Here is a 25,971-nt window from a genome sequence, read left to right as displayed (position 1 = left end):
TCCACGTAAATTACGCGTTCATTTGATCATGATTATTCGTATTCCTCCTTATTCGTAGATAATGAAGGTATGACGATGACCAATACACAATCCTTCCACTCTGTAATCCCCTGGTGGGTACGAAGAAACTCTCCGTGGCACGGTGAATTTTTCAACAAAATGCTTCTATCAGCAGATAATGCATTTGAAGTTCGTGTCCAGTCTTTACGCGAATTGATGTTGCCACGCTGGCAGGATGGCAAATTTAAATTGTCACTTCAACAGGCAAAATTGGTGACACAATCCTACCGACAGACGGCCGGTCAACATCCGGCCATCCGGCGTGCACTGGCCTTCCAGAAAATCATGGAAGAAATATCCATCGGACTGCTCCCCGGGCAGATTTTCCTGGGAAATTCCTCCAGTGGTCCAAATTGTGTGGATTTCAACCCGTTCTTTCTACCTCTCTCCCCCGATGAGAGTGATCAGCCGGATGGACAGATGTCTAATCCTCTGGCCGGCGCAGATACACGATATGTATTTTCACCGGCAGATCAGGAAGAATTCACAAAAGAAATCCTCCCTTACTGGAAAGGTATTTGCCGCGAATCCTTCTTTTTCAATGAATTGAAAACTAACGAACCGGAAGCCTGGCATTTTCTGCGGTATGGCATGGGTTACCGGACTTCCCCATTGATTGGAAACGGTCTGGCTCACACCATACAGGATAAGGTCACTTTCCTGCGAAAAGGTATCCTGGCAATCAAACAGGAGATCCAGATAGAATTGGACCAATTGGATGCATCCTATCCGGGCTCGATCACAGACATGGACAGGCGCAGTCAGTACCGGGCCATGCTGATCGCCTCCGATGCCATCATCACCTATGCCCGGCGAAATGCCGAATATGCAGAGGATCTGGCCGCCCGTGAAACTGATGCCGGTAGAAAAGCCGAATTGTTGGAAATGGCACGGATTGCCCATAAAGTTCCAGCTTACCCAGCTGACACCTGGCAGGAAGCACTGCAATCCTTCCTATTTCTCCGCAACGCCACCGGTATTGGGGAAGGTGCCGACTCACATTCAGCCGGCCGGTTCGACCAGTTTATGCTTCCATTCTTCCAGAAAAGCACAAACCCTGAGGAAGCCCAATTCCAATTGGAGATGTTTTACCTCAAGTGGAATGAATCTCGCGGGTTCAATCTGAGTGCCAGCAGCAGCGGCGGGGGAAACAATGACAAAATCAATATCAGCGGAGTAGATGAAAACGGTCAGGACTGCACAAATGAACTGTCATATCGTCTTCTTGAAGCCTATGCGCATGTTCATCTGATTGATCCCAACCACTCTGTCCGCCTGCACCGAAATACTCCTGATTCTTTCTTGAAAGCCACACTTGAGGTTATCCGCCTGGGCGGAGGGCAGCCGATTCTTTTGAATGATGATGCGATCATCCCTGCCCTGACAGGGGTGTGCCATGTGGAACTTAATCATGCCCGTCATTATGGTGATGTCGGCTGCCAGGAAAATATCACGGATCCCAATATGACCGGCATAGATACAAATGGGCGCACCAATACCGGCTGGATCAACCTCCCAAAACCGATTGAACTGGCTTTCTATGATGGTGTCAACCCTCTCAACGGAATCCAGGTGGGGCCTCACACGGGGGATCCCCGAAATTTTCTTACTATGAATGATTTTATGGATGCTGTCCGGCAGCAAGTCAACCACCTTGTCCGTATGAATGCCATCGTCAACAACGTCTATGACCTTGTGTTCACACAGAACTATCCATGTGTCGTTCACAATCTGCTCCATCCTGGTACTCGGAAAACAGGCATCGATATCAATGCCGGCGGCTGTCATTATGATTGGACCGGCTGTCTGGCGGTGGGTCTCGCCAACGCTGGAGATTGCCTTTCTGCTATTGACACTCTGCTCTACCAGACACAGGCAACCACCTGGGATGAACTTCTTTCAGCTTTAAAAGCGGATTGGGTCGGTTATGAACATCTACGCCAGATGTGCATTCAAGCCCCTAAATATGGATGCGATGATCCTTATGCTGATACCTGGACACGCAGATACTTCAATATGGTGGCAGATGCTTTTGAAAGCCATTCTACACCCCGCGGGGGACGGTTTGTTGTGGGTCTGATCAGTATGGCCAACTATATCCCACTGGGAAAATGGCTGGGCGCCACACCCGACGGACGCAAGAATGGAGAACGCCTGGCAGATGCTACCAGCCCGTCATCCTTTGCCCCCAATTTCGGTCCTACGGCCACCCACCGTTCGAATGCCCGCGCCATAGATGGTCTTCGCACCCCCAACGGTGTGACCTTCAATCAACGTTTCAATGCCACGGCTGTCAGCAGTCCGCGCGATCTATCCAAATGGGCGGATCTTGTGCGATCCTTTATGGATGATGGAGGAGTAGAAGTTCAATACACAATAGTCAGCTCTGATGAATTACACCAGGCTCAATCCAATCCGGCAGAATACCGTGACCTTATTGTCAGAGTAGGTGGATATAGTGCAGTATTTGTTGAACTGGGAAAAGATGTTCAAGATTCCATCATAGCGCGTGCGGAGATGGCTTTTTGAAAGGTCTGGTTTTTGACCTGCAACGGTATTCCATTCATGACGGCCCCGGCATACGTACGGTTGTATTTCTCAAAGGATGTCCCCTGGATTGTCCATGGTGTTGCAATCCCGAATCTCAGAATCCTGAACAAGAACTTGAATTCCGATCTTCCCTTTGTCAGCAATGTGGTACGTGTATTTCTGTCTGCCCGTCAACGGCAATCAATCTAAATGTGCAGATAGACCCGCTGGAAAAAATTGATCGTTCATTATGTACGCTCTGTGAAGCCTGCATACAGGCCTGCCCTTCAAGGGCTCTGCGCATATCTGGCACATGGATGGAAACGTCAGATGTATTGGCGCAGTGCCTGAAAGATGCGGATACCTATCGGCGTTCAGGTGGCGGAATCACTCTATCAGGCGGAGAACCGTTATATCAGCCCGATTTCTCCCTGGATTTATTGCAGTCATTTTACAATCGGAATATCCATACAGCGATGGAAACTACCGGGTATGCACCCTGGGATACTATCGAAGCATTCCTTCCTGTCACGGACCTTTTTCTTTTTGATATCAAGCATACAAATCCGGAAAAACACAACCAATTGACCGGTGTTCCCAATACGCTGATTTTGGAAAATCTGGTAAAGCTTTGCCAGAACTCTGCAACTGTGGTTATACGCTTTCCTGTGATCCCCGGATTGAATGATGATGACGAAAATATTCTCGCCATCATGAAAATTGCCACCGATAATGGGATTAATCAGATTCATCTGATGCCTTACCATCAATTCGGCCGTGAAAAATATCGGCGTCTTGGCCGAAGTTATCCACTTGAAACCAATCCTTTGTTTGGTAAACAGGCTGATTTGCTTTACCGGTTGGAAAAGATTCATACAATGTATACTCAACATGGAATTGACTGTCAGGTCGGAGGATAGACTATTCAAATTTATTCTGATGGATATTAATCCACCTTATAGCGTTGTATTCAGATGTAAATTATCAAAAAATACTCTATACTCGATAGTAGAAATGCGGAGTACATAGCAAAATAACAGAAACATCTTTTCGGACGAAGAGAGAGTGCCAGGGTAAATGGATTCTGATAACAGCAAGAAAAACGATCTTCAGGAAACTGTTGACCGTCTTTTCGATCAGGAAGAAACCCACCTGCTGATGAAACTGCTTGGGATATTACCAATAGGTGTGGTCTGGTTTTCTGAAGAAGGCAGGGTGATTTTTGCCAACTCAGCCGCGGCCGAAATGTACGGTTACTCAGTAGAGGAATTTTCTGGCGGCGATATCACCCGCGAAATGATCATCCATCCCGATGATTTACCGAAAATTTCTCAACATGACCTGGAATCAGATGAAGCCCGTCATGTTTCCAATCTTCCTATTCGGGGAATTCGGAAAACCGGATCTTCTTTCTATCAAGAAATCGATGTCTATCAACCTTCTCTGAAAGCAAGCTCCACAACCGGCTGCCTGATCATCAACCGTCATATTCCCGAACAATCAAATTTGCTTCAGGCGGAAGACGAAGAACGCACACTGGCCGATGCGTTAATCAGTTCGTCTGCCCTGTTAAGCAGTTCTTTGCATCTGGATGATGTGCTGGAAAAAATTCTGGAATTGGTTGGTAAAGTCGTTCCCCATGATTCGGCCAATATTATGTTGATTAATGGTGAATTTGTTCAAGTGGTTCGTGCCCGCGGGTACAAAACAAAAGAATTGCATGATTTCACCATGAATATATCTTCCAGAATATGTGATATGCCATCTCTGTGCCGTATGACGCAAAATGGCTTGCCACTGGTGATTCCAGATACCCGCTTATTCCCAGATTGGAAGACCGCACCAGAATTCAATTGGATCCTCTCGTATGTTGGTGCACCAATGCGTTCCAAAGGGAAAGTCATAGGTGTAATTAACCTTGATAGTGGCTCCCCCAACTTTTTCTGCGAAAAAGATGCCATCAGATTGCAGGCTTTTGCCGACCTGGCTGCAACAGCTATTAATAACGCGAATCTGTATGAAGCTCTTGATCAAAAAGCCAGAGAAACTTCAGCACTCTTTAAAGCCGCAACTGCCCTGCTTAGTACCACCAGTGATATTTCGTCCCTCGCCAATCAGATTACCCAGACTGTTCACCAGGATTTCTCAACAGCCCATGTTGCTATCCTGTTGATTAATGAAACCACAGGCAAACTGGAGCAAATTGCCCAGGCCGGGTATCCATCTGAACAGACACATCCATTGGACGATGTAGATGGTCACAGCCTGACAATGGAAGCGATCAAATCACAAAAAGCAATTTATATTGAAGATACCTCCAAAGACATACATTATCTTCCTGATTCACATCTCACCAGATCTGAATATGATATTCCATTTGTAATAAACAATACTGCCATCGGAGTCCTGAATCTTGAAAGTCCGGAAATTAATGGATTTGATGAACAGGCTCGAAAAATTATCTATACATATGCAAAACGGGCAGCCCTGGCGTTGGAAAATGCTCTTCTGATTGAAAGCCTTCAAAAACGTGAATTCCAGATGACATTAATAAACGAGCTGACTCAGATCTCCCTGAAAACGACTGATTTGAAAGATATGCTCACAGAACAGATCAAAATACTGTTTGAGACACTTTTGCCAGATGGAATCATCATCAGTTTCTCGCATCCAACTTTGCGCAGAATCATGAACGGACTGGCATTAGCCGCAGATCAAAAAACTAACGAGCTTCTGCAAAACCTCACCAATGATCCTGAATTCAGCACTAAGCTCGCCCATTTTTCAGAAGCTGTAGTTACTGATGACTCTCGACATCAATCGCTAAAGAATGCCGAACGCCATAATCCTTTTAAGGCATTCATCCTTCATCCCTTAATGGCCGATGGTATTTATCTGGGATCGGCTGTATTGGGCTATTTCAATCCCAGATCTTTTGAGAAAAAAGAGGTGGATTTTTACGAACAGATCATTGATCAGGTCGCCCTGGCTGTATCAAAAAATATGTCAATTGCTTTTGCCAATGATCGGGCAAAAGAAGCCGAGAATTTACGGGTGGCTGCTTCAACATTGACATCTACGCTAAATCTACAGGAAGTCTTTGAACGCATAATTGAAACAGCCACCAACGCCATTCCTACTGCTGAAAAAGGTTTGTTGTTCCTTTTTGACGAACAAAAACACATCTTCCATGTCAGGGCTCAGTATGGTTTTTCTGATCCAGCTGTATTTACCATTCAGATTGGCGCATATGAAGGAATGGCTGGTAAAACTGCAACGGAAAAGAAAGCACTCCTCTTTCAAGATATTACGCAAGAGAAATCTATCAGCTTCTCTCCAAAAAAGCAGGCACTTGCCGATCAAAAATGTTGGATAACGGCTCCATTGATGCAACATGAAAAAGTTTATGGTGTGCTTGAACTCTGTGCGGCGAAGGCCTTCTCATTTACCGAAGATGATGTAAATGTACTGGTCAGTTTTGCAGATACTGTCACAGCAGCCATTCAAAATGCTCAATTGCATACTGAGCTTCAGCAAATCGCCATTACAGACATTTTGACGGGATTATATAACCGGCGAGGTTTTGAAGAATTAGGCCAACGTGAAATACACCGTTCCATACGTACCAGCGCTCCCCTATCCATGCTGCTGGTAGATGTAGACTACCTGAAAAATATCAATGATACATACGGTCACACGGCTGGGGATGACGTTATCAAGAAAGTTGCTAATTGCTGCAAAAAAACCTTCCGTCAAATTGACCTGATCACCCGTTTCGGCGGAGATGAATTTGCCATCATTCTGCCAGATACCCCTCAAGACCATGCTCGTGAGGCGGCTGAACGTTTGCGTAAAACAATAGAAACGGCAATTATGGTTTTCGATGAACAATCGATCCCATTATCCGCTTCCATTGGAGTCGCCAGTTTTGATAAAAACATGAACACAATCCATCAATTGTTTGAATGTGCAGATCGAGCCCTTTATTCGGCAAAAAAACGCGGGCGAAACAGCACAGTAAGTTACAGCGAGTTGGATTTCACAGAAATTTGGTAATTAACCGTAGGGGCGTCTTTGGAACACATGAAACAAAAAAAGAAACTGATACTTGGGCAATTCTTTTCAAGAATTGTCAATGAATTGGTTGAAAAACCGATGCCATATAAGAGAATGTGACCAATAGAGTAATGTCACCTCGTTTGAAAACAAACTCGTTGATTAAAAGAACCCGAGGCTTTCGAAAACACTTATGCTTTTTGAGTATTTGTTCTGACACGAATAACACTGACAGCGGTACAAGATATGAGGCTGTCTCAAAAGACAAAAAGTAACTTTTGGGACAGCCTCAATTTATTTGGCGAATTTTTTCAATCCTTTAATTTTATGGCGACTTTTTTCGGTTCTTTCAATTTCACAGCCGGTTTTGGTTTCTGGATTTTCGTCTGAATTCTTGGGACAATCATGGGGGCGGCAGCGAGTATTCCCAGAAATAGCAATAATCCAAAGAAAATTGACCAGGAACCGCTCACCGGTACTTCCGGGATCAATCCTCCAGGATTATATGTAGCAGATGCACCAGTCCGTGACAATCCTCCCAGAGGTGATTCAAGCGTAACAGATAACGACCGGTTGATTCCATTACGGAGACTATATGGCGATGTGTATGTAAGTGCGTACTCACTTCGCATGGATGCGCCAAATGAGGCATACAACGCGCTTAACTCATCTCGATTTGCCGCATAACCATACAAACCACCGGATTTACTGGCAAGTTTCTTCAAGGCAGCTTCGTCCAGTGCTTCCTGGGAACCCAACCCCTGATTCACATCCCCGAAACCAACGGTCGAAATGGTTAATCCGCCTGTTCCGATGGCTGAGATGACATCATCGGCTGTAGATTTACTTCGGTTATCCAATCCATCGGTATAGACGAGAATCGCTTTTCGCCCGGTGATTCCGTTCAATTGATTCACGGCCGTAATTAACGCATCGTACATGGCAGTATCACCGCCAGCAGATATTTCATTGAGGGCTTTTGATAACTGACCGCGGTCGCTTTTGATGATCTGTAATGTACGCACCTGCGTGTTGAATAGAATGACTCCGGCAGAATCACCTTCACGCATCTGGGCAACATATTCACGTGCTACTGCTTTGGCTGATTCTATCTTGCCGCCTTTGTTCATACTGCCGGAAATATCCATCACCAGCAATGTGGTTAATGGACCTACCTGGCCTGCTCCTTTGACATTACTGGCCGGTATCACTTTCCCATTTTCGCGGATGACCAGGTCAGCCGGGTTTATAGCAACAGGCTCACCCTTTCTATTCAGAACGGAGACATATAACGTCACTTGAGGGAATTTGGAATTATCCACCTGAGTAATCTTGATCGTCAGGTCATCACTTTGCGGCAAAACAGTTGAAGCAGGCAGAAATGACATTAACAAACCGGCTATCAACAACAGAGTAGTGGAAACGTAAAGTTTTCGTGTTGTATTCATAATCGAGCTACCTCTTCTCGTGGTACACCAATTCGGTGTTCCCCACTCGAACAACCTGAAGATTGGATAACCGGGCTTGTTCAATACGCTTGTTATTCACAAACGTACCGGTCATGCTCATATCTTTGAGGTTGAAATAATTGCCTCCACCCTGCATCATGGCATGTTGGGGGGCAATATCTGGGTCAGGAAGGGCAATATCCGCTTTCAGTGAACTGCTCCCGATGATGGCAGATGGGCCATTGGGTTGAAGGAATTTATCGAGGATGAACTCTGTTCCTTTCAACTTGCCGGTTTTTACCTCAAACCAGGCTTTTGACAATGTATAGACAATTAAGGCGATACAACCTCCCACCGCCATACCCATCATCACAAGACCAGCTGCTTTACCCAGCAGCGGATCAGCCAGGCTGCCGCGGGCAAATTCGAGTAATAATCCTCCCAGGATTCCACCCACAAAACCACCAACGGCTCCCTTCCAGATTTGGGCGCCGCCTTTATAAGCAGCGGCTGTTCCGGTCAAAAGCCCAAATAATCCCCAACCCAGCGGTCGAGCCCAAGCGAATCCGCCTATCGCTTGAAAAAAACCTTCTGCAATCGGAAGTCCAAGTGCACCGCCAACCAGACCCAGACTGCCGATAATGGCACCAGATGTCAATGCCTTTTCCAAATTTCGGGCGGAGATTCCTTCCACGGCACCGATCATAAAACCGATCAAAAAACCGATGAATCCCCCCACGACCAGGGCATTAAAGTAAAGATTAGACGTGAACGATAGTCCAGTCAAATTGCTGACCTGCCAGGCGAATAGACCACCAATCCCGCCCAGCACCGCATAATAATATATTTTCAAAAATCGGCTCATAGTTGCCTCGTTTCAGTTCATCTCGTTTTCTGCCGGAATGAGATTCCGCCAGTGCACAATAGACCGCCTGCGCCGTTGGAAGAGTTCATGGAAACCAAAATAACACCGAGTATTCAATGAGCCATCTTCCTGTTTCTGGAAGAAGCCGCCCGCCGCGCTATATGGTTCAATAACCAGTCCAACCTGCCACGGTTCTGGGAAAAAATTTTCATGCAGCCATCGGTCCCATTCTGAAAAGAAAACTCCCATACGTGGATGTGTGTGAAACCATCCCAGCAGCATTAAATCTGGATAATCTTCATTTAAAATGGCATGCAGCTTTACCTGACTTTCCTGCGTAAAGGTGAGCGATGCACTTCCCTGCACAGTGAATTCCGCTGGTAATGCGACACTGATTACTATGAATGGTTTGCCGGTTTCTTTATCCAGATACGCCTTCCCGGCCAGCCATCCGCCCACTTCATTTTGCAGATCCGAACCGGCATGAGCGCATATCCGGATAAAGGCATGCTGGGTCAGGAAGATCTGAACTGCCGGAATGGCATGATCATCTCGTACCTGTGGCAGCCAGTATTGTGCTCGGTGAAACGGCGCCCGGTTATGCCGAAATTTCAACCCATTATCTGTACCGATTCGAATTCGTGATGTCAGATTCACAGGAACCTCGTTGGATGTATTGCCAGGCGGCTCTGACCACCAGAACGCCGCCTGGCCAGGAACGATTACCCCGCCGTAATATCGGCTGTGACCATCAAACGGTCATCTGACGGTACACCGGCTGCAGCCAGAGTTTCACTCTCCTGCAGTTCGCGGCCCAATGCTTTGCTATCCAACCGGTAGCTGATAGGACGACCATCCGGACCAGTTGTAGGCAGTTGAAGCGATGTTGCCAGTTCAGGAATAAGGTCAGATACAGCCACGTCATCGGGCACTTCTGCGGTTCGGCTGCCTCCTGAGGGCAAAACAAACGTTACATTTTTGTCAGACATTGTTACCTCCATTTGGTTTCATTGAGTTCCTAAACAAGGTGCACCTTGATGTCGGTTATTTCAATTTAAGCTTCACTTTTGGCCGGGGAGCCGGTTCAATGGATTTGAGTTTCACCCTCTCAGGCCGAAGCAATTCCCGTTTATCCAGCGGAAAGACGCCCTGATGAACGGTGCGGTATGCTCTGCACCATTTGGCCGCTTCTGCATCCCAGGGGAATGGCGGCTTGGTGGGATCATCATGAAAATTTTTGTACTGCAACATTTCACCCAGCATGATCACCAGCCGGTCCAGTGAACGGCTGGCCGCCCACCAGGCGGCATCAATACAAACACTGCCATTCAGGTGATTAATATTTGGATGCCAGATAGGAGTCAACCAATTCATGCCCGGCCAGCGCTGTGGATACTGTGCATGCAGGTAGATTTCGACCTGATGATGTTCGCCGATCTTCGGATTACCTTTCGCATCAATACCTGTAATAGACTTGCATTTGAATGTGACAATGTACCTTTCCGGCGGCATTCCGGGGAAAGCTGATTTTGCTTCCACTGAGATCAGATCGCTCCGGGCATTTAATTCCTGAATGAGTTCATGGTCTGCGCGCAGACGACGCATCCGGGGGCTCTGATCAAGCGAACCGGCACCCGCGGTGATATCGGCTGTGAGGATCAGCCTGTCACCATCCGGAACATTCGCCTGCGCGAGCGTTTCGGTTTCCAATAATTCACGACCAAGGGCTTTGCTATCCAACCGATATCCCATAGGTCGGCCATCTGGGCCGATGGTGGGAAGCTGCAACAGAGATGTCAGTTCAGTCAGGATATCTCCTACAGCAACATCTGAAGGGATATCCGCCCGGCGGGCTCCGCCATTTGGCAATACGATCGTGATGGAACGGTCAGACATAAAAATCCTCCAAAAACAGGGTTAAAGCATGGCATGGTTGTGGGGTACCTGGCAGGAACCGGTGATATCCCAACATTCCTTATGGTGCGCTGTGTGGCATATGGGGCAGACTACAATTCCGTTTGGATCATGGGGTTCTATAATCTGAAGGCAATACGGACACCGCATTTCTTCTTTTCCAATCAACCGTACTGTCTTGTGAGCTTTTCGGGTGGAATGCCTGCGGGGCAAGGGGGTTGGAAATGAGGTCGGTGGTGTGATCCGCTGTTCAGGAACTTGAATTTGAAGTCTTGCAGCTCTTTGATGAACAGTTCGGCTGGGTGAAGTTCCAGGTCTAAAGATGGATTGAAGCGGTCGGATAAATCCTTTTTCCACCATGCGGCAAAATGATGTCCACTGGATTCTTACTGCTCTGCGCCAACGGCGCCAGGTACCCTTACGAAAATATCGCCTTCTAAAATCATCGGGAAGAATGGAGAAAGATCGTTTTCTGCGGGAAACTGGCCGTCTGGTGATAACTGACCGGTCATTCACCGGAGAAGAAGCCTGAACAGAGGAATACGTCGAACCCGGAAAAGTGGATGAGGTTTCAATGGCAGAGTTCTTCCCAACCCTCCGCCGCCAGGCAAAGACAACCAGCCAGGCGGTGAAGCACCCCATCGACACCAGGACAAAAAAATCTGGTTGCACCAGGGCAGATTGCACAAGCGTCAGGTCAACTTTCAACCACTGCAATCCCGCCAGACCAGCCACGGCCATCGTGCCAGTGACAACCATTACAGAAATTAACCAGCGAAAAAAACGTGCCCATTTTCGCAAGATCAACCGGGAAAAAAATCCAGCAGAAAGACCGGAAAATACCGCCAGAACAGATGGAATCAACTCACCCCAGCGGAATTCGAAGGTAATCAGAACATACGCCAGACCTGCGGTGGCATCCACAGTAAGGAAAAATACCAGTCCTATTCTCAAGATAAAACTCAGAACAACCGATGTGAATCGATGATGGGTTGTCTGTATGATCACCGGTGATTGCATGCCCATTTCCATATCAGTCCTTCCACAGGGTTACCCGGCCATGTGCCGGATTGGTGGATGGCTCGTCAGAAACCGTTACATCATGCAGACGAATGGTTTCACGGATGGCTGTAGCCATCAGACGATTATCCTGACGTTCAAAATGACGGAAATGCAGGGTGTCTTTTAAATCACCGGTTAATTCATAAAACCGGTATTCCAAAGCATTGAACGCACGCAGAACATGCAATGGTGGTATGCCTGCCGCCGATAGTGAAAGATGAGCAAATGATTCCTTGCCAGTGATGGTATGGGTCATCTCAATTTCACGTAAAATGCCGCAAACCGGGCAGTGAGCCGCTTTGAATCCCACCTCTGACATTGGCCGGATAACCTCTTCACGTGTGCCACATTGCGGACAGGTGAGCGAAAGGATCAATTCCTGGTCCAACTCGATCACAGTCTCAGGTCCCAGATCTGCCTGGACAATCCGGGCAAATTCAGCCAGCGTTGTGGTACCGGCATTCAACGGCAGTTCAGTGATCTCACCATAGCTCCAATGACTTTCACAATCTTCACGCGCTGTATAGGCAGAGGTATGCATCTCGTTGGTGAGGCCATTGAAATGGGTCACTTTTCCCGGTTCGACCGGCATTCCATGAATGATTTTCAATGCCTCCTGCGCCTGCATGGCGCCTATTATGGAAGCAATGGTCGGTGTGGTGGGGACTTTTCCCAGTAAAACATTTTCGCGTGCCAGTAAGGGGCACGAATAACGCACGGCCAGGTCACGGCGGGCTTGTTCAGTGAGACTGCATTCAAAACAGGCACCCTTTCCGGGGATAAATACCCGCACCAATCCATATAACTCTTGAATGGCACCATCAACCCAGGGTTTGCCTACCCAGTAGGCGAACCGGTTGAGAGCCAGGCGGGCTTCCCGGTTATCCAGACAACCGATGATCACATCCATGCGTCTGAAAACGCCGAGACCTATCTGGTTGGTGATATCCCCGTGGATGTATTGCACTTTGATATTCGGGTTGAGTTCTTTCGCCCGGGCCGCCGCAACCTCGGCCTTGTTGCGTGAGGCATCACTCTCACGGAAGAGTACAGACCGGCTCAGGTTTGCCATTTCGATCGTATCAAAATCAACGATCAAGATGTGTCCCACTCCCATGAGTGCCAGGTTCTTGATGACTTCATTACCCAGCGCACCCGCCCCTACCACCATAACGCGGGCATTTTCCACTTTTTCCCGTTCCCACCAGGAAATCAATTGAAAGGTTCCGGAACGGTCAGTTTTCAAATTGGGGATTTGCAATGGTTTTTCAGGGTTGACAGGCAGCCGCCGTGGACCGGTGGGAGGTTCCTGCCCGGCTGGCCGGACTACCGGCGCCGTTTCAGATCGGGCCCATGATGCCAGTTCGCGCGCCCTCGCCAGGTTATTTGACGTGATTTCGCACACGAACCAGCCTACACTGACACGAGATTCGATCAGGCGGCTGTCAAGCAGAATCTTTAATGCTTCACGAAGCGTGGATCGGCTTACGCCAAATTCTTTGACCAGATCTCTTTCAGGAGCAAGCTGTGTCCCCTGTGAGAGGCGTCCTTCAAGAATGCTGGCTGCCAGTTTTCCGGCAATAATCTCAGCAAGCGACTTACGGGCAATTGGGGTGTTTGGTATGTTCATGGTATTTTGGTCTGACCTTCATACCAGATTTTATGCCGTCCCTGCAGAAAGTCAACATTTTTTTGCCGACGGTTATCTTAAATTTCCCCCCACGGTTCTCTTAAATTAAGTCAAGATATGTTTTTTTTCAGAAGAAACAGTTCAATAAGATGATTTTGTCTTCTCTATCAGGTGGCACGTTTAATAGCTCCTGGATTAAAGAAAAATCAGGGAACCAAGGACTTCCGGTTTCCTGACTTTCAGGGAATTCTCTTCTCCAGAGAAAATGGTGGCGAGAGTGGGATTTGGACCCACGACCAAGGGCTTATGAGTCCCCTGCTCTACCACTGAGCTACCTCGCCAATTTCGTGCGGAAAAGTTTACTATATTGCCGGTTTCCTGTCAACCGAAGCGATAAATGAAAATCCTAGATAAATCAGCACAATCCCATTAATCGCCGCCGGGAGAGACAGCGGTGCTACCTCATATCCACGCAGGAAGAAGGTATACGAGAGCAGCGATGTCACCTGCAATGCCAGAGGAACCAGGCGCAGTTTCGGAAGGTAGAACGGTAAGAGGAGGGAAATCAAAGCGGCGGCATAAAAATATCGTTCATGCATTCTGGGAAGGAAATAAGGCATGGCGATCGAAACCAGCACGGCCAAAAGGATTATCTGCTCATTTGACATTGAATCTTGATACCATGCCGCTCTCCATATCAACATGAAGCAGACAATAGCCGACAATGCCAGACCGAACAGAGAGAATACCTCATAGGGCGCATGGGGGAAAAATGCGAAGATATTGGGAGCATTCATAGTCAGTTGGTTAAAGGCATTCGTCTCGCCCGTCAAGGTAAGAAGAGTTCCATTCAGAGGATATCCGGCCATGAATGCCGGCGCCATCCAGAGGATGTAAATCAAAGGACAGATAAATATCCAGCGCCAGTCCATCTGCCTTTTTATCATCAGGGCAGCATAGACTGGCGCCAAAACCAACGCCTGAATTTTTATAAGCACGGCAGAGAAAAAGACTCCCAGAGATAACGGTTTCTTATCGGCGAGCAGGTAATATAGAGCTCCCATCAGGAAGGCGCCATAAATTCCATCACATTGCCCCCAGTAGGCACTGTTGATGAAAACTGTCGGAGCAAATAACACAAAAAAGAATCCGATCCACCTCTGCCATCCATTCGGATACTTCAGGCTGATGAGCCTCAGGGCAAAAAAGGCAGATACATAGTCAAACAGGATCGAGACAATTTTGATCACAACACTGAGAGAATAATAACGGGTAAGCGGACTGGCGGCGAGAAGTGAATATAGATACACCGGCGAATAAGAATACGGATGAAAATACGATGACCCATACACCAATCCCTGAATACCCGTCAGTCCGCCATGATCCAGTAGATATTGGTACCAGGGAATGACTGCCACACTCAAATCGTTATTCATATAAGGGAATAAAGCAATTCGCAGAGCAATAGAAACCATTATCAAGAAAGCAATAATGAAGTACCTGTAAACCGGTTTTTGCCAGAAATTTGTCAATTTCCTGACCTGTCTCCTGAAAAAGAGTGCTTTCTCTGATTATAAGTTCCATTTGTAGTCAGGTGTGATTTGACCATGGGCAAACTTCCAAACCGTTCGAGCAAAATTCTTGATGAACATACGGTCGTGAACCACTGCCAGAACAGTCCCCTGAAATTCAGAAAGCGCCTGTTCAAAACGTTCACGTGATGGAATATCCAGATGGTTGATCGGCTCATCCAAAAGCAGCAGATTGCATCCCTGTGCCACCTGGCAGGCCAGCATAAGGCGTACTCTCTCTCCATAAGAAAGCTGTCCAACAGGAATGAAGACATCATCTCCCATGAAAAGGTATTTTGAAAGGAACGACCGTACTTCTGTTTCAGATTGATTCCCAACCTGCTGCAAGGTCTGCAAAACTGAGAGATTGACGCTGAGTGTTTCCTGTTCCTGTGCCATGTAGCCGCAGTGCACACCTGTCCCCATTCGGCAGATTCCACCCAGGGCTGGAATCTGGTTCATGATTGTTTTCAATAATGTCGATTTTCCACAACCATTGGCCCCGGTCAGAACAATCCTGTCACCATATCGTATTGTCTGGTTGATTGGGCCGCATAACAGACGTTCACCATATCCTATGGATAAATTCTCCATCACCACAACATCGCGTCCGGATTCGGAGACAGTATCTAAATCCACTTTCATCTGCCATGTTCGAGATGGTTTATCAACCCGCTCATCAGTCAACAGATGTTCGATACGTTTCTCCAGGTTCTTCGCCCGCTGAGTGGTCTCTTTTCCACGGTTGGCGAAGAACCCGATACTGAAACCATCTGCCTTTCTGGGATCAGTCTTCCCGCCTTTATGATACCGGGCCAGGTCGCGAACTCCTTCAGCCGCTTTACGGAGACGCCTGATTTCATCCTGTTGATTGACATAGTCCTGCCACTGTTTTTCACGTTCAACCCGTTTCTGCTGGAGGTAATCGCTGTAGTTACCCGCAAATTCCCGAATTGTATGAGTGTGTTCATCCAATTCCAGTATTCCATCCACCACATCATCAAGAAACATACGATCATGAGAAATCAGCAGAACAGCGCAGCGTATCTTTTGGATCCACTCCTCCAGCCACTCCAACATCTCCATATCGAGATGATTGGTCGGCTCATCCAACAATAACAATTGCGGCCTTGAAAGCAGCACACCTGCCAGCCCGAGGCGGGTTTTTTGTCCGCCACTGAGTTGACGAATCAATGTGTCTGGCGGGATATCTCCCAACCCGAGCATAGACAAAGTTTGTTCGGTATCACTGGTTGACTCATCAGCCAATTGAAGCCTGGTCAATGCCTGATCATAGGCGTCTGCCAGTTGTTTATCCTGCGGTCTGGCAGATAATTGGCCTGCCAGTTTTTCGACTTCCCTGGCTAATTCCAACGGGTCACCCTGTTGGTGATTAAGGTAACTGAAAATTGTTGTATTGTCAGGCAGCGCCAATCCCTGCATCAAATATCCAATCCGGACATCAACCGGAGTGAAGGTCACACTCCCGGCATCCTGTTTGAGACTGCCGGTAATGATCTGCAGGAGTGTAGTTTTTCCACAGCCATTCAACCCGATTAAACCAAGTTTTTGGCCTTCATTTAATTGAAAACTGACATCGACTAAAACGGGTTTTACCCCGAAGGATTTTGAAACCTTGTTCACTGTAAGCATGAAGCAGCCTTTTTTTGAAAAGAAAAACCGGAGGCAACGCCCCCGGTTAAATACAAACCGAGCGAAACGCTCCCTGAGAAAATTCAAAAATTAATGGCTGCTAACACGCATGTGATTTCCTTTGAACCTTTACCGACCAATAGTATACCGGCCAATTCGTGATAAATCAATATTTCGTTTGTTGAAATAGGTAAATAAAAAACACATAAATTTTTCACAAAATTCAATCAGCAAAGAATTTATATACTTTTATGCCAGTGACATGAATATGTTTTTTATAATAATGGCAGTCATTCCATTTATTCCCGGTCTGCTTTTAACTATGACCCTGCGTAAAAAAACACTGATCATTATATATACCATCTCCCTTTTATTGATCACCCTCATCGTAGTTGCGTCACGGTTCATCCTATTAGAGAGTCTCTATCTGCTCGAGGACGATTATTGCAAGAAAAATGTTCAACGTGCCTTCAATGTGATGACGAATGAAAATAATAATCTGTTATCAACAGCCGGCGATTATGCTGCCTGGGATGACACATATGAATTCATGGCAGATATGAACAATAATTACATGAATTCAAATATCATCCCCGAAACACTGGCCGGATTAAATTTGAATCTCTTTCTTTTTATTGATAAACAAGATCACCTCTACAATTCGTTTGCCATTGATCTGAAAACAAAAAGGAGAATTGATCTTTCACCCGAGCTTAAAAATCTTTTGGAAGATAAGACCTTCATGTCGAAAATCAAACAACCGGATGGATTTGTTGGTTTTATTCAATTGAATGAAGGGTCTCTCCTCTTCGCGTCTCACCCTGTTCTTACCAGCAAACACCTTGGACCTGACCATGGCTTGCTTATGGTTGGCCGGTTTATTGGGGACGATTATGCAGAACATCTTTCAAAATCCACCCAATCCGCCATCCAGATTGAACCCTATTCAGAATCATCTCTCAGCCGCGAGTTTAAAACAGCCGCATTTCTTCCTAACTCCCGGCCAGAAACATATATCAAGGAAATAGATAGCCAGACCATTGCCGGATATACCTTGATAAAAGATGTATCTGATCAACCGGTATTAATCCTCAGGACCAGTATGGACAGGGATATTTATCGGCAGGGTTATTCCACAATCCTTTTTTTTATTGTGGTCGTTTTTTTAGGTTGCATATTCTTTGTATTTGCCATTTATATGCTGCTTGACCGGCAAGTTATTTCACGCATTGCAACACTAGGCCATTCTGTTGGGAACATCAATCTGGATGCTCAACCTTTTAACCGGGTACCCGTCAGCGGATCTGATGAGATCTCATCCCTTTCACAGGAAATCAATAATATGCTGGATTCCCTGGAAGAATACGATACCCGCCTCCGTCAGTCACGCGATGATCTTGAAAAACGTATCAAAGAGCGTACAGCAGAATTGCAGGAGTTAAATTTCAACCTTACACATGAAATTCGTGAACGCGAACTCAGTGAAAAAGCTCTGATCGAGACATATAACGAGATCAATCAGATTCTCGGCTCCATCTCATCCATGATCATCGGAGTTACCAGCGATCACAGCATTTCAGAGTGGAATGACGTAGCCACGGACTTGTTGGGTTTATCCGCAAACGAAGTGATCGGACGGAATTTTTTCGAACTTCCCATAAAATGGGATTGGGACCGTTTGAAACATGATACAGAAGAATGTTCCACCAGGAATATGAAAATCCGTATGGATGATATTATTCTGGAAAAATCTGATGATGATCACAGGATATTGGGAATCACCCTTACACCATTAAATACCGAAGATGAGCATCCCGGATTTCTTCTCGTAGGTGCAGATATTACAGAACGAAGGCACCTCGAACAAAAGTTGGGGCAATCCAATAAAATGGAAGCCATCGGGCAAATGGCAGCAGGAATTGCCCATGAAATCAACACTCCCACTCAATTAGTAGGTAGTAACCTTCGATTTTTAGGCAACCAGTTACAGGGTATTTTGGAACTGATTGATAAAGTCAAGGTAATTAACCAATATATCAAATCCAATTCAGCTTCACCTGAAATGGGTTATTCTCTCGAAAAAGCGGCAAGTGAAGCGCACCTGGAGTATTTCAGACAGGAAGCACCCAAAGCCATCGCCGATTCCCTGGAAGGCATCGACCGAATTACGCATATCGTTTCAGCCATGCGTTATTTTTCACATCCAGGTACCGATGAAAAAGAATTGGCCAATCTTAACCAGATCATTCAAAATGCTTTATCTCTATCTCGCAATGAATGGAAAAATGTGGCAGAAATTAAGACAAATCTCCAGACTGATCTGCCATTGATAGAGTGTCTGCCCAGTGACTTAAGTCAGGTTATTCTCAATCTGATTATTAACGCTGTTTATGCAATCAAAGAAGTCTATGATGCTTCATTAGACAAAAAAGGTGTTATTGAAATAACTACCCGCCAGGTTGACCATAATATTGAAGTACGTGTGGCTGACAACGGTTCAGGAATCCCGGAGAAGATTCGCAGTAAGATATTTGATCCCTTCTTTACGACAAAAGATGTTGGGATTGGCACCGGACAGGGTTTGGCAATATGCTATTCTGTAATAGTCAAGAAACATGGTGGTACGATAGAATTTGAGACAGAAGTCGGCCGGGGAACAACTTTTATTATCAGCCTGCCATGGAAATAAAACATGACAAAAAAAATCCTCTTCGTTGATGACGAAATGCTCCTTCTGGATTCCCTCAAACGCGAGCTAAACTTTCGTTATGAAATTGATACGGCTTTAAGTGGAGCCGAAGGGTTGGAAAAAATACGAATCTCCGGCCCTTATGCAGTTATCGTGACAGATTTTCGTATGCCTGTAATGGATGGAATCAAATTTCTCGAGCAGGTGAAAGAAATTGCACCCAATTCTGTCCGAATGATGTTGACAGGCAATACCGACCTTCCAACAGCAATAGATGCCATCAACCAGGGGCAAATCTTTCGATTTCTCACAAAACCCTGCAATGGCGACATGATCGCCCAATCATTGGATGCCGGTTTGCGTCAGTATCAACTGGTGATGGCAGAAAAAGAATTACTTGAAAAAACGCTAAAAGAATCTGTCAGTCTGCTCACAGAAGTATTGGCTATTGTCAACCCAAAGGCCTATGGTCGCTCACTGCGGATGCAACAACTGGTCGCCCATATATGCCGGGAGATGAAATTCCAGGATAGCTGGCAGTATGAAATGGCGGCTGCATTATCTCAACTGGGATGGATTATTTTCCCCCAATCCATGTTGGAAAAAATCGACTCCGGTCAGCCTTTGAGCGCAACAGAAATGGTAATTTTTTCAAAACATCCATTCACAGCGGGAAAACTGCTAGAAAAAATCCCCCGGCTGGAACAGATCAGCCGCATGATTGCCGGACAGGGACGATCGATCGATGACCTTTGTTTGAATCCAGCGTACCCTGATCAATATCAGGTCGATATGGGATCGCATATTCTGAAAATCTGTGTAGATTATGATCAATTCATGATGCAGGGGTTATTGCACGACCAGATACTGGTAACCATGCAATCAAAACCTTCGGTCTACCACCAGGAAATCATCAATGCATTGAAAACGCTGCAAAGTGCTCAATCGCTGCCTGAACTGCGCAGCATTGAATTGGTTACCCATGAAGATCTGGAAGTGGGGATGCTGCTGGTGGAACCGATTAGAGATTCAAAAGGAAATATTCTGGTGAAGGAACATACCTTCATATCTCGATCAATTATGATAGAGATGATTAAACTTGGCGCGCAGCCAAATTATCTGGCAGAACCTTTCAAAGTTTTACGAAAACGTGATTGGTAAGGAAATAGTTGTTTTCTTACTGAGAAATGAAACCCAGCCCCCTGTCTTTCAGGGAGACAAATTTATTCAGCCCGATGACAATATGATCGAGAACTTCAATATCCAGTAATCGCCCAGCCTGTTGGGCTGCCCGGGTAAGGGAGACATCTTCTGGGCTGGGGGTTGGATCTCCGCTTGGATGGTTATGTGCCAGGATGATGGATGCGGCATTGTTGGTTAATGCCGCTTTGAAAAGCTCACCGATACGGACCGAAGAAGAATTCAATGAACCCTGGTACAGTTTTTCAATCTTTATCACCCGGTTGCGGGTATCCAGTAAAAACACCCACAGGTTTTCCTGTGGAAGTCCGGCCATTTCATATTGAATCAGAATGGCCGCATCTGATGGACTTTTAATGACTGGCTTCTCATCTGACTCTTCTCTGGGAAGCCGGCGTCCAAGCTCAATGGCAGCCTTGATCTGACAGGCTTTGGCCATATTGATGCCTTTTTGATGACAAAGTTCATCAAAAGTCGCCCGATGCAACCCCGATAACCCCCCAAATTGCCGGAGAAGGCGGTGCCCCACCTGAACGGCATTCTCTCCGGGTAACCCGGTGCGTAAAAGAATGGCCAATAACTCTGCATTTGTTAAGGCACCAGCACCCACTTCCGCCAGTCTTTCCCTCGGCCGGTCGTTTACGTCAAAATCCTGGATTCGATGGATAACGGCAATATCTTTATTTTTCATATTTATCCCCAGCAGATTAATTATAACGCCGCCTCTTGGTTGTGGTTGCAAAAGGGTTATGAACAGCATATAATGCAAAACACCGGTCTAATTTAATCGGAGGTGAAAATGCCTGAAAAAAGGAAATTCAATCGGATTCACCTGATCCATTACCTTCGTCTTTTTGACCGGAAAACCGGCGATCTCATTGGCAACCTGGTCGATCTGACTTCCGAAGGTCTGCAATTGATCAGCGAAACCCCCATTGAACCAGGGAGACTTCTTGAAATTCGCATGGAATTTCCCGAAGAGGTGGATGGGGAACGCGAAGTGCAGTTAAATGCACAGGCTATCTGGTGCGATCATCAATTGGATCCTGATCTCTTTTCTGTAGGTTGCAAACTGATCCCTGTCACACCGACCCATGTTACGATAATTCGCGATCTGATAGAAAACTATCAAGATTAGCCCTTACCCGGATTAACATTGATGCCCATTGAACCTGCCGCCTTAAGTGGAATTCTCCAATACCTGGTCGGATTTTCTGCCGCTTTTCTTGTTGCTCTGTGGATCAGTCTGATTTACTGGGCATATCGGGATATCAAGTCCCGTTCACGAGATAGCTTTGCCCGCATTCTGGCAATTCTGGTGGTGGCAATTTTATCTATTCCGGGTATTGTGGTGTACTTGATCCTGCGCCCCAAAAGGACTCTGGAAGAAGAATACCAACGCACCCTGGAAGAAGAAGCTCTCCTCAAAGCCATCGAAGAGATCAACACCTGCCCGGGCTGCGGGCGACATACCCGCGAAGATTGGATCGTTTGCCCCACCTGTCAGACCCGGTTGAAAAAAAGCTGCCCAAAATGCCAGAAGCTCATGGAATTGCCCTGGAATACCTGTCCATATTGTGGCAATTCGTCCTGTGAGAATACCGCTTCCATGACTTCGGACTTTGACCAATCGCTTCAGGTATAATTCATCTTATGTTTAATCAAAAGCAGCTTGAGCCGGTCGATTATCTGGCGGTCGGTCATGTTACGCTCGATATCACACCACAGGGATTGGTACCGGGGGGGACTGTACTGTACTCTGCACTTACGGCTCGCGCCTTGGGGCTGCGAGTGGGAATTGTTACCACCTGTGATGAGGCATACCCGATTCCAGAATTTGAAGGAATTGCAATAACCGGTTTCCCATCGGAAAAAACAACCACATTTGAAAATATCTACACACCTGAAGGACGGATTCAAGTTCTGCATCAGACAGCCGATCAAATCCAATTTCAGGCTGTTCCAGAAATATGGCGGCAGACCCCGATCGTACATCTTGGACCTGTTGCCCGGGAAGTGGATCCCACACTGGCGCGTTCATTTTCTGAAAGCACCGTTTGCGTCACCCCACAGGGTTTTATGCGCGCATGGGATATGGCTGGCCAGGTAACAGCTTCAGAATGGCCAGAAGCAGATTTTGTTCTTCAAAATTCCACAGCCGCTGTACTGAGCATTGAAGATATCAATGGCGACGAAGATCGTATTGAAGAATTTTTGCGGTCCATTCGCGTTCTTGCGATCACAGAAGGTGAAGAGGGTGCTCGGATATACTGGAATGGTGATGTCCGTCGGTTTCCTGCTCCCCGTGTCAAAGAAGTAGATTCTACAGGCGCTGGCGATATTTTCGCTGCCTGTTTCTTTGCGAAATATTTTGCCACCCGCGATCCCTGGATTGCCGGGCGGTTTGCTGTCCAACTGGCATCCTGTTCGGTAACCCGCCGAGGGATAGACAGCATTCCCACAGAATATGAAATAACCATGGCCAGTACCGAAATTCTCGATGCGGAACAACGAACATGACAAAAATTTTTACATTTGTAAATCAAAAAGGCGGTGTGGGAAAAACCACCTCAGCCATCAACCTGGGTGCCTTTCTGGGGTATTATGGGCAGCGTGTTTTACTGGTAGATCTTGATCCTCAGGCTAACGCCACTTCATCTCTGGGAATCGATAAAAACACAGTAAAAACAGGCACCTACGAGGTATTGATAGGTGCTGCTCAAGCGGCTCCTCATATCTTACACAATCCACGGATTAAGATTTCCCTTTTACCATCTTCTCCCGCCCTGGCTGGTGCCGATGTCGAATTGATTGACGGTCAAAATCGTGAAAATCGTTTGCGTGACGTAGTAAACAGTGTGGCTGACCGGTATGACTATATCCTCATTGATTGCCCGCCATCCCTGAGTTTGCTGACAGTCAACGGATTGATGGCGGCGAAGGATGGTGTAATCATCCCGGTGCAATGTGAATACCTCGCTCTTGAAGGATTGGGGCAACTCACCCAGACTATCAACCGGGTAAAAAATTCCCTCTACCCTGGCCTCATCGTCCGGGGGGTGATTTTAACCATGTATGATGGACGTACCCGTCTGGCTATTGATGTGGTAAACGAAGTGCGAAAACATTTCCCCACTCAGGTATTCCAGTCGGTTATTCCACGTTCCATCCGGTTGGCAGAAGCCCCTTCTTATGGCATACCCATTTCCATGTATGCACCCGATTCAGGCGCGGCAAAGGCATACGCCGCACTGGCACGCGAGATTCTCGGTCAAGATGGTATTTCCATTCCCCAGGTGGTTGAGCAGGAGAAATAAATGGCATATAAAGGCGGGTTAGGACGTGGATTAGATGCAATTATTCCGGCTTCGAATGAGCCCAGGGGAGGCGTTGAGTCTGTTCCGATCAACCAGATTATTCCCAATCCACGACAGCCGCGTACGATCATGGTGGAAGAAGGTCTCCAGGAGCTTGCAGAATCAATCAAACAGCATGGCATCCTTCAACCCCTGATCGTGACAAAAGAAGCCGAAGGTCAATATGTGCTGATTGCCGGTGAACGCCGATGGCGGGCTGCGCATATTGCAGGCCTCGATGTTGTTCCTGTAATACTCCGGGAAGCTAACGATCGTGACCGCCTTGAATTAGCATTAATAGAAAATGTTCAACGGGCTGATCTGATGCCCCTTGAAACCGCAGAAGCATACCGTCAATTGGCTGAAGAGTTCAATCTCACCCATGACGAAATTGCCCTCAGAGTTGGCAAAAGCCGTGTAGCGGTCACTAACACACTGCGTTTATTGAAACTGCCAGAAGCGGTTCAAAATGCCATTCTTTCCGGAGAAATCAGTGAGGGGCATGCCCGGGCACTATTGAGCCTTTCAACTTCACAGGCGCAAACGGCCGTCTTGCAGATCATCTTGCGCAACGGTCTGAGTGTTCGCCAGACAGAAGAACTGGTCAAAAAATACGGTGGGGAAAAAACGCCTTCAAAACCAAAACCGGAACCTCCGGTGGAAGTCAAGGAAATTGAAAATCGACTTCGGGAACATTTGGGAACTCGTGTGACCGTAAATCACGGGAAAAAGGGCGGAAGCCTGGTGATTTATTACTATTCAAATGAAGAATTGAATTCTGTTCTGGATACTATATTGAAAGGTTGAGATTCCATCCAACCATGGCGTTTGAGGTTCATCTTTTTACAGGTACAATTATTTTAGATATATGGAAACAAAGATAGAATCAAACCCAACACAAAACAATTCGGGACTTACACCGGAATCTCTGGTTCCGCGCCTTGGTGAATACTTGATTGAGCGTGGTCTGATCACAGCTGCGCAATTGACCCATGCCATTTACCTTCAAAAAATGGCTCGAGAAAAAGGGGAAAACGTCCTTTTAGGCCAGATTTTGGTTAATGAAAAAATGATCAGTAAAACTGATCTCGATCAGGCTATCACCGAACAGATCATTCAATTACGCTCTGCTCTGCAAAGCGCGAATGCCAGCCTGGAATTACGTGTCAAACAACGAACTGCTGAACTGGAAGCTGCCATGATTAAGCTGGCAGATCTTAACCGTATGAAAGCCAATATCGTGGCGAATATCTCCCACGAATTGCGCACACCGATGACCCATATTAAGGGTTATCTTGAGTTAATGATCACATCGGTTCTGGGCCCCCTGACAGACGATCAACAGAATGCGTTGAAAGTGATGCAAAAAGCCTCTGACCGATTGGAAAGGCTGATTGAAGACCTGCTGTTATTTTCAGACGCAGACGGTACAGAAGTGGCCCTAAACTTGCAGCCTATTGATATGCACCGCCTGGGTCAAACCCTGGTCAACCGTGCGCGGATTAAAGCAGAAGAGAAACATCTTCAGCTTGATCTGGTATCAGATACCGACTTGCCGAAAGTTCAAATCGATGAAGAAAAAATCTCCTGGGCAATCGGTCAACTGCTGGACAATGCAATCAAGTTCACACCTTCAGAAGGAAAAGTGGAACTTAATTGCACCGCAGACTCAGATTCTGTGAAGATCATTGTGAAAGATACCGGAATCGGCATTCCTGCGGATCGCTTTGATGAGATTTTCGAACCTTTTCATCAGCTGGACGGATCTTCTACCCGCAGATATGGGGGAACCGGATTAGGTCTGGCGTTGGTGAGGAAAATCATTGAAGCCCATGGTTCAGTGATTCGCATACGGTCTGCTATTGATCAGGGAAGCGAATTTGAGTTCACATTGCGCGCGGCCTGAAAAAATCTTCATCGGTGCAGGAGATTCAGTCC

The 25,971-nt window shown here is 46.6% G+C and carries 21 protein-coding genes and 1 tRNA gene; 11 read left to right on the top strand and 11 right to left on the bottom strand.

The window, feature by feature from the left end:
- The first annotated feature begins 75 nt into the window (after positions 1-75).
- The 3 genes from LTAR_RS01685 to LTAR_RS01675 all read left to right on the top strand — a co-directional run bounded on the left by LTAR_RS01685 (position 76) and on the right by LTAR_RS01675 (position 6,645).
- Positions 76-2,589, top strand: a complete 2,514-nt coding sequence (locus tag LTAR_RS01685) for a pyruvate formate lyase family protein (protein WP_062531951.1) — start codon at positions 76-78, stop codon at positions 2,587-2,589.
- Positions 2,586-3,509: a glycyl-radical enzyme activating protein gene (locus LTAR_RS01680; protein WP_062420407.1), complete on the top strand. Its 924-nt coding sequence runs from the start codon at positions 2,586-2,588 to the stop codon at positions 3,507-3,509. Before LTAR_RS01685 ends, LTAR_RS01680 begins: the two co-directional genes overlap by 4 nt.
- Positions 3,510-3,666: 157 nt before the next feature.
- Positions 3,667-6,645: a diguanylate cyclase gene (locus LTAR_RS01675; protein ID WP_062420406.1), complete on the top strand. Its 2,979-nt coding sequence runs from the start codon at positions 3,667-3,669 to the stop codon at positions 6,643-6,645.
- A gap of 311 nt (positions 6,646-6,956) precedes the next feature.
- On the opposite strand, the gene LTAR_RS01670 is transcribed toward LTAR_RS01675, so the two are convergent.
- The 10 genes from LTAR_RS01670 to abc-f form a co-directional block, all read right to left on the bottom strand.
- A complete protein-coding gene (locus LTAR_RS01670) occupies positions 6,957-8,093 on the bottom strand; it encodes a vWA domain-containing protein (RefSeq protein WP_062420405.1) in 1,137 nt (378 codons plus the stop codon).
- A gap of 7 nt (positions 8,094-8,100) precedes the next feature.
- Positions 8,101-8,958 carry an FHA domain-containing protein gene (locus LTAR_RS01665; RefSeq protein WP_062420404.1) on the bottom strand — a complete coding sequence of 286 codons (858 nt, stop codon included), beginning with the start codon at positions 8,956-8,958 and terminating at the stop codon, positions 8,101-8,103.
- Positions 8,959-8,970: 12 nt separating this feature from the next.
- The gene (locus LTAR_RS01660; protein ID WP_062420403.1) at positions 8,971-9,615 is read right to left on the bottom strand and encodes a Mov34/MPN/PAD-1 family protein; all 645 of its coding nucleotides are present in this window, start codon (positions 9,613-9,615) and stop codon (positions 8,971-8,973) included.
- A gap of 65 nt (positions 9,616-9,680) precedes the next feature.
- Positions 9,681-9,947 (bottom strand): EsaB/YukD family protein, encoded by a 267-nt coding sequence (locus LTAR_RS01655; RefSeq protein ID WP_158423372.1) that lies wholly within the window; start codon positions 9,945-9,947, stop codon positions 9,681-9,683.
- Between the two features lie 55 nt (positions 9,948-10,002).
- Positions 10,003-10,854 (bottom strand): EsaB/YukD family protein, encoded by an 852-nt coding sequence (locus tag LTAR_RS01650; RefSeq protein WP_062420401.1) that lies wholly within the window; start codon positions 10,852-10,854, stop codon positions 10,003-10,005.
- Between the two features lie 21 nt (positions 10,855-10,875).
- Positions 10,876-11,904: an RING finger protein gene (locus tag LTAR_RS01645; protein ID WP_062420400.1), complete on the bottom strand. Its 1,029-nt coding sequence runs from the start codon at positions 11,902-11,904 to the stop codon at positions 10,876-10,878.
- A 1-nt stretch (position 11,905) separates the two neighbouring features.
- Positions 11,906-13,564 carry a ThiF family adenylyltransferase gene (locus tag LTAR_RS01640; protein ID WP_062420399.1) on the bottom strand — a complete coding sequence of 553 codons (1,659 nt, stop codon included), beginning with the start codon at positions 13,562-13,564 and terminating at the stop codon, positions 11,906-11,908.
- Between the two features lie 266 nt (positions 13,565-13,830).
- Positions 13,831-13,905 (bottom strand) — tRNA-Met (locus tag LTAR_RS01635).
- Positions 13,906-13,926: 21 nt separating this feature from the next.
- Positions 13,927-15,096, bottom strand: coding sequence for a putative hexosyltransferase (locus LTAR_RS01630; RefSeq protein WP_062420398.1), 1,170 nt, complete (start codon positions 15,094-15,096; stop codon positions 13,927-13,929).
- A 39-nt stretch (positions 15,097-15,135) separates the two neighbouring features.
- Entirely contained in the window at positions 15,136-16,788 is a 1,653-nt protein-coding gene (abc-f, locus tag LTAR_RS01625; RefSeq protein ID WP_062420397.1) for a ribosomal protection-like ABC-F family protein, read from the bottom strand.
- 283 nt (positions 16,789-17,071) lie between these two features.
- On the opposite strand from abc-f, the gene LTAR_RS01620 reads away from it, so the two are divergent.
- Together LTAR_RS01620 and LTAR_RS01615 are read left to right on the top strand one after the other, a co-directional pair.
- Entirely contained in the window at positions 17,072-19,477 is a 2,406-nt protein-coding gene (locus LTAR_RS01620) for a CHASE4 domain-containing protein (protein ID WP_158423371.1), read from the top strand.
- Between the two features lie 3 nt (positions 19,478-19,480).
- On the top strand, positions 19,481-20,638 hold the full coding sequence (locus LTAR_RS01615; protein ID WP_062420395.1) for an HD domain-containing phosphohydrolase: 1,158 nt from the start codon (positions 19,481-19,483) through the stop codon (positions 20,636-20,638).
- Between the two features lie 16 nt (positions 20,639-20,654).
- Here the strand turns inward: LTAR_RS01615 and radC are convergent, their stop codons facing one another.
- Entirely contained in the window at positions 20,655-21,368 is a 714-nt protein-coding gene (gene radC / locus LTAR_RS01610; protein WP_062420394.1) for a RadC family protein, read from the bottom strand.
- A gap of 108 nt (positions 21,369-21,476) precedes the next feature.
- On the opposite strand from radC, the gene LTAR_RS01605 reads away from it, so the two are divergent.
- The 6 genes from LTAR_RS01605 (at position 21,477) to LTAR_RS01580 (ending at position 25,939) form a co-directional block, all read left to right on the top strand.
- A complete protein-coding gene (locus tag LTAR_RS01605) occupies positions 21,477-21,815 on the top strand; it encodes a PilZ domain-containing protein (protein ID WP_062420393.1) in 339 nt (112 codons plus the stop codon).
- A gap of 21 nt (positions 21,816-21,836) precedes the next feature.
- Positions 21,837-22,322, top strand: a complete 486-nt coding sequence (locus LTAR_RS01600) for a double zinc ribbon domain-containing protein (protein ID WP_062420392.1) — start codon at positions 21,837-21,839, stop codon at positions 22,320-22,322.
- An 8-nt stretch (positions 22,323-22,330) separates the two neighbouring features.
- The gene (locus LTAR_RS01595; RefSeq protein ID WP_062420391.1) at positions 22,331-23,197 is read left to right on the top strand and encodes a PfkB family carbohydrate kinase; all 867 of its coding nucleotides are present in this window, start codon (positions 22,331-22,333) and stop codon (positions 23,195-23,197) included.
- The gene (locus tag LTAR_RS01590) at positions 23,194-23,994 is read left to right on the top strand and encodes a ParA family protein (RefSeq protein ID WP_062420390.1); all 801 of its coding nucleotides are present in this window, start codon (positions 23,194-23,196) and stop codon (positions 23,992-23,994) included. Before LTAR_RS01595 ends, LTAR_RS01590 begins: the two co-directional genes overlap by 4 nt.
- Positions 23,995-24,840 carry a ParB/RepB/Spo0J family partition protein gene (locus LTAR_RS01585; RefSeq protein ID WP_062420389.1) on the top strand — a complete coding sequence of 282 codons (846 nt, stop codon included), beginning with the start codon at positions 23,995-23,997 and terminating at the stop codon, positions 24,838-24,840.
- 61 nt (positions 24,841-24,901) lie between these two features.
- Entirely contained in the window at positions 24,902-25,939 is a 1,038-nt protein-coding gene (locus tag LTAR_RS01580) for a sensor histidine kinase (RefSeq protein ID WP_062420388.1), read from the top strand.
- Positions 25,940-25,971 lie beyond the last annotated feature (32 nt).

This window comes from Leptolinea tardivitalis (assembly GCF_001050275.1).
GTDB lineage: Bacteria > Chloroflexota > Anaerolineae > Anaerolineales > Anaerolineaceae > Leptolinea > Leptolinea tardivitalis.
This window is presented reverse-complemented; position numbering and strand designations above follow the sequence as displayed.

Excerpts from the sequence above, each read along its gene's own strand:
- LTAR_RS01685 (WP_062531951.1), top strand. The coding sequence starts at position 76 with ATGACCAATACACAATCCTTCCACTCTGTAATCCCCTGGTGGGTACGA.
- LTAR_RS01675 (WP_062420406.1), top strand. The coding sequence starts at position 3,667 with ATGGATTCTGATAACAGCAAGAAAAACGATCTTCAGGAAACTGTTGAC.
- LTAR_RS01670 (WP_062420405.1), bottom strand. The coding sequence starts at position 8,093 with ATGAATACAACACGAAAACTTTACGTTTCCACTACTCTGTTGTTGATA.
- LTAR_RS01665 (WP_062420404.1), bottom strand. The coding sequence starts at position 8,958 with ATGAGCCGATTTTTGAAAATATATTATTATGCGGTGCTGGGCGGGATT.
- LTAR_RS01655 (WP_158423372.1), bottom strand. The coding sequence starts at position 9,947 with ATGTCTGACAAAAATGTAACGTTTGTTTTGCCCTCAGGAGGCAGCCGA.
- LTAR_RS01650 (WP_062420401.1), bottom strand. The coding sequence starts at position 10,854 with ATGTCTGACCGTTCCATCACGATCGTATTGCCAAATGGCGGAGCCCGC.
- LTAR_RS01645 (WP_062420400.1), bottom strand. The coding sequence starts at position 11,904 with ATGGAAATGGGCATGCAATCACCGGTGATCATACAGACAACCCATCAT.
- LTAR_RS01640 (WP_062420399.1), bottom strand. The coding sequence starts at position 13,564 with ATGAACATACCAAACACCCCAATTGCCCGTAAGTCGCTTGCTGAGATT.
- abc-f (WP_062420397.1), bottom strand. The coding sequence starts at position 16,788 with ATGCTTACAGTGAACAAGGTTTCAAAATCCTTCGGGGTAAAACCCGTT.
- LTAR_RS01620 (WP_158423371.1), top strand. The coding sequence starts at position 17,072 with ATGGCAGTCATTCCATTTATTCCCGGTCTGCTTTTAACTATGACCCTG.
- LTAR_RS01615 (WP_062420395.1), top strand. The coding sequence starts at position 19,481 with ATGACAAAAAAAATCCTCTTCGTTGATGACGAAATGCTCCTTCTGGAT.
- radC (WP_062420394.1), bottom strand. The coding sequence starts at position 21,368 with ATGAAAAATAAAGATATTGCCGTTATCCATCGAATCCAGGATTTTGAC.
- LTAR_RS01605 (WP_062420393.1), top strand. The coding sequence starts at position 21,477 with ATGCCTGAAAAAAGGAAATTCAATCGGATTCACCTGATCCATTACCTT.
- LTAR_RS01600 (WP_062420392.1), top strand. The coding sequence starts at position 21,837 with ATGCCCATTGAACCTGCCGCCTTAAGTGGAATTCTCCAATACCTGGTC.
- LTAR_RS01595 (WP_062420391.1), top strand. The coding sequence starts at position 22,331 with ATGTTTAATCAAAAGCAGCTTGAGCCGGTCGATTATCTGGCGGTCGGT.
- LTAR_RS01590 (WP_062420390.1), top strand. The coding sequence starts at position 23,194 with ATGACAAAAATTTTTACATTTGTAAATCAAAAAGGCGGTGTGGGAAAA.
- LTAR_RS01585 (WP_062420389.1), top strand. The coding sequence starts at position 23,995 with ATGGCATATAAAGGCGGGTTAGGACGTGGATTAGATGCAATTATTCCG.
- LTAR_RS01580 (WP_062420388.1), top strand. The coding sequence starts at position 24,902 with ATGGAAACAAAGATAGAATCAAACCCAACACAAAACAATTCGGGACTT.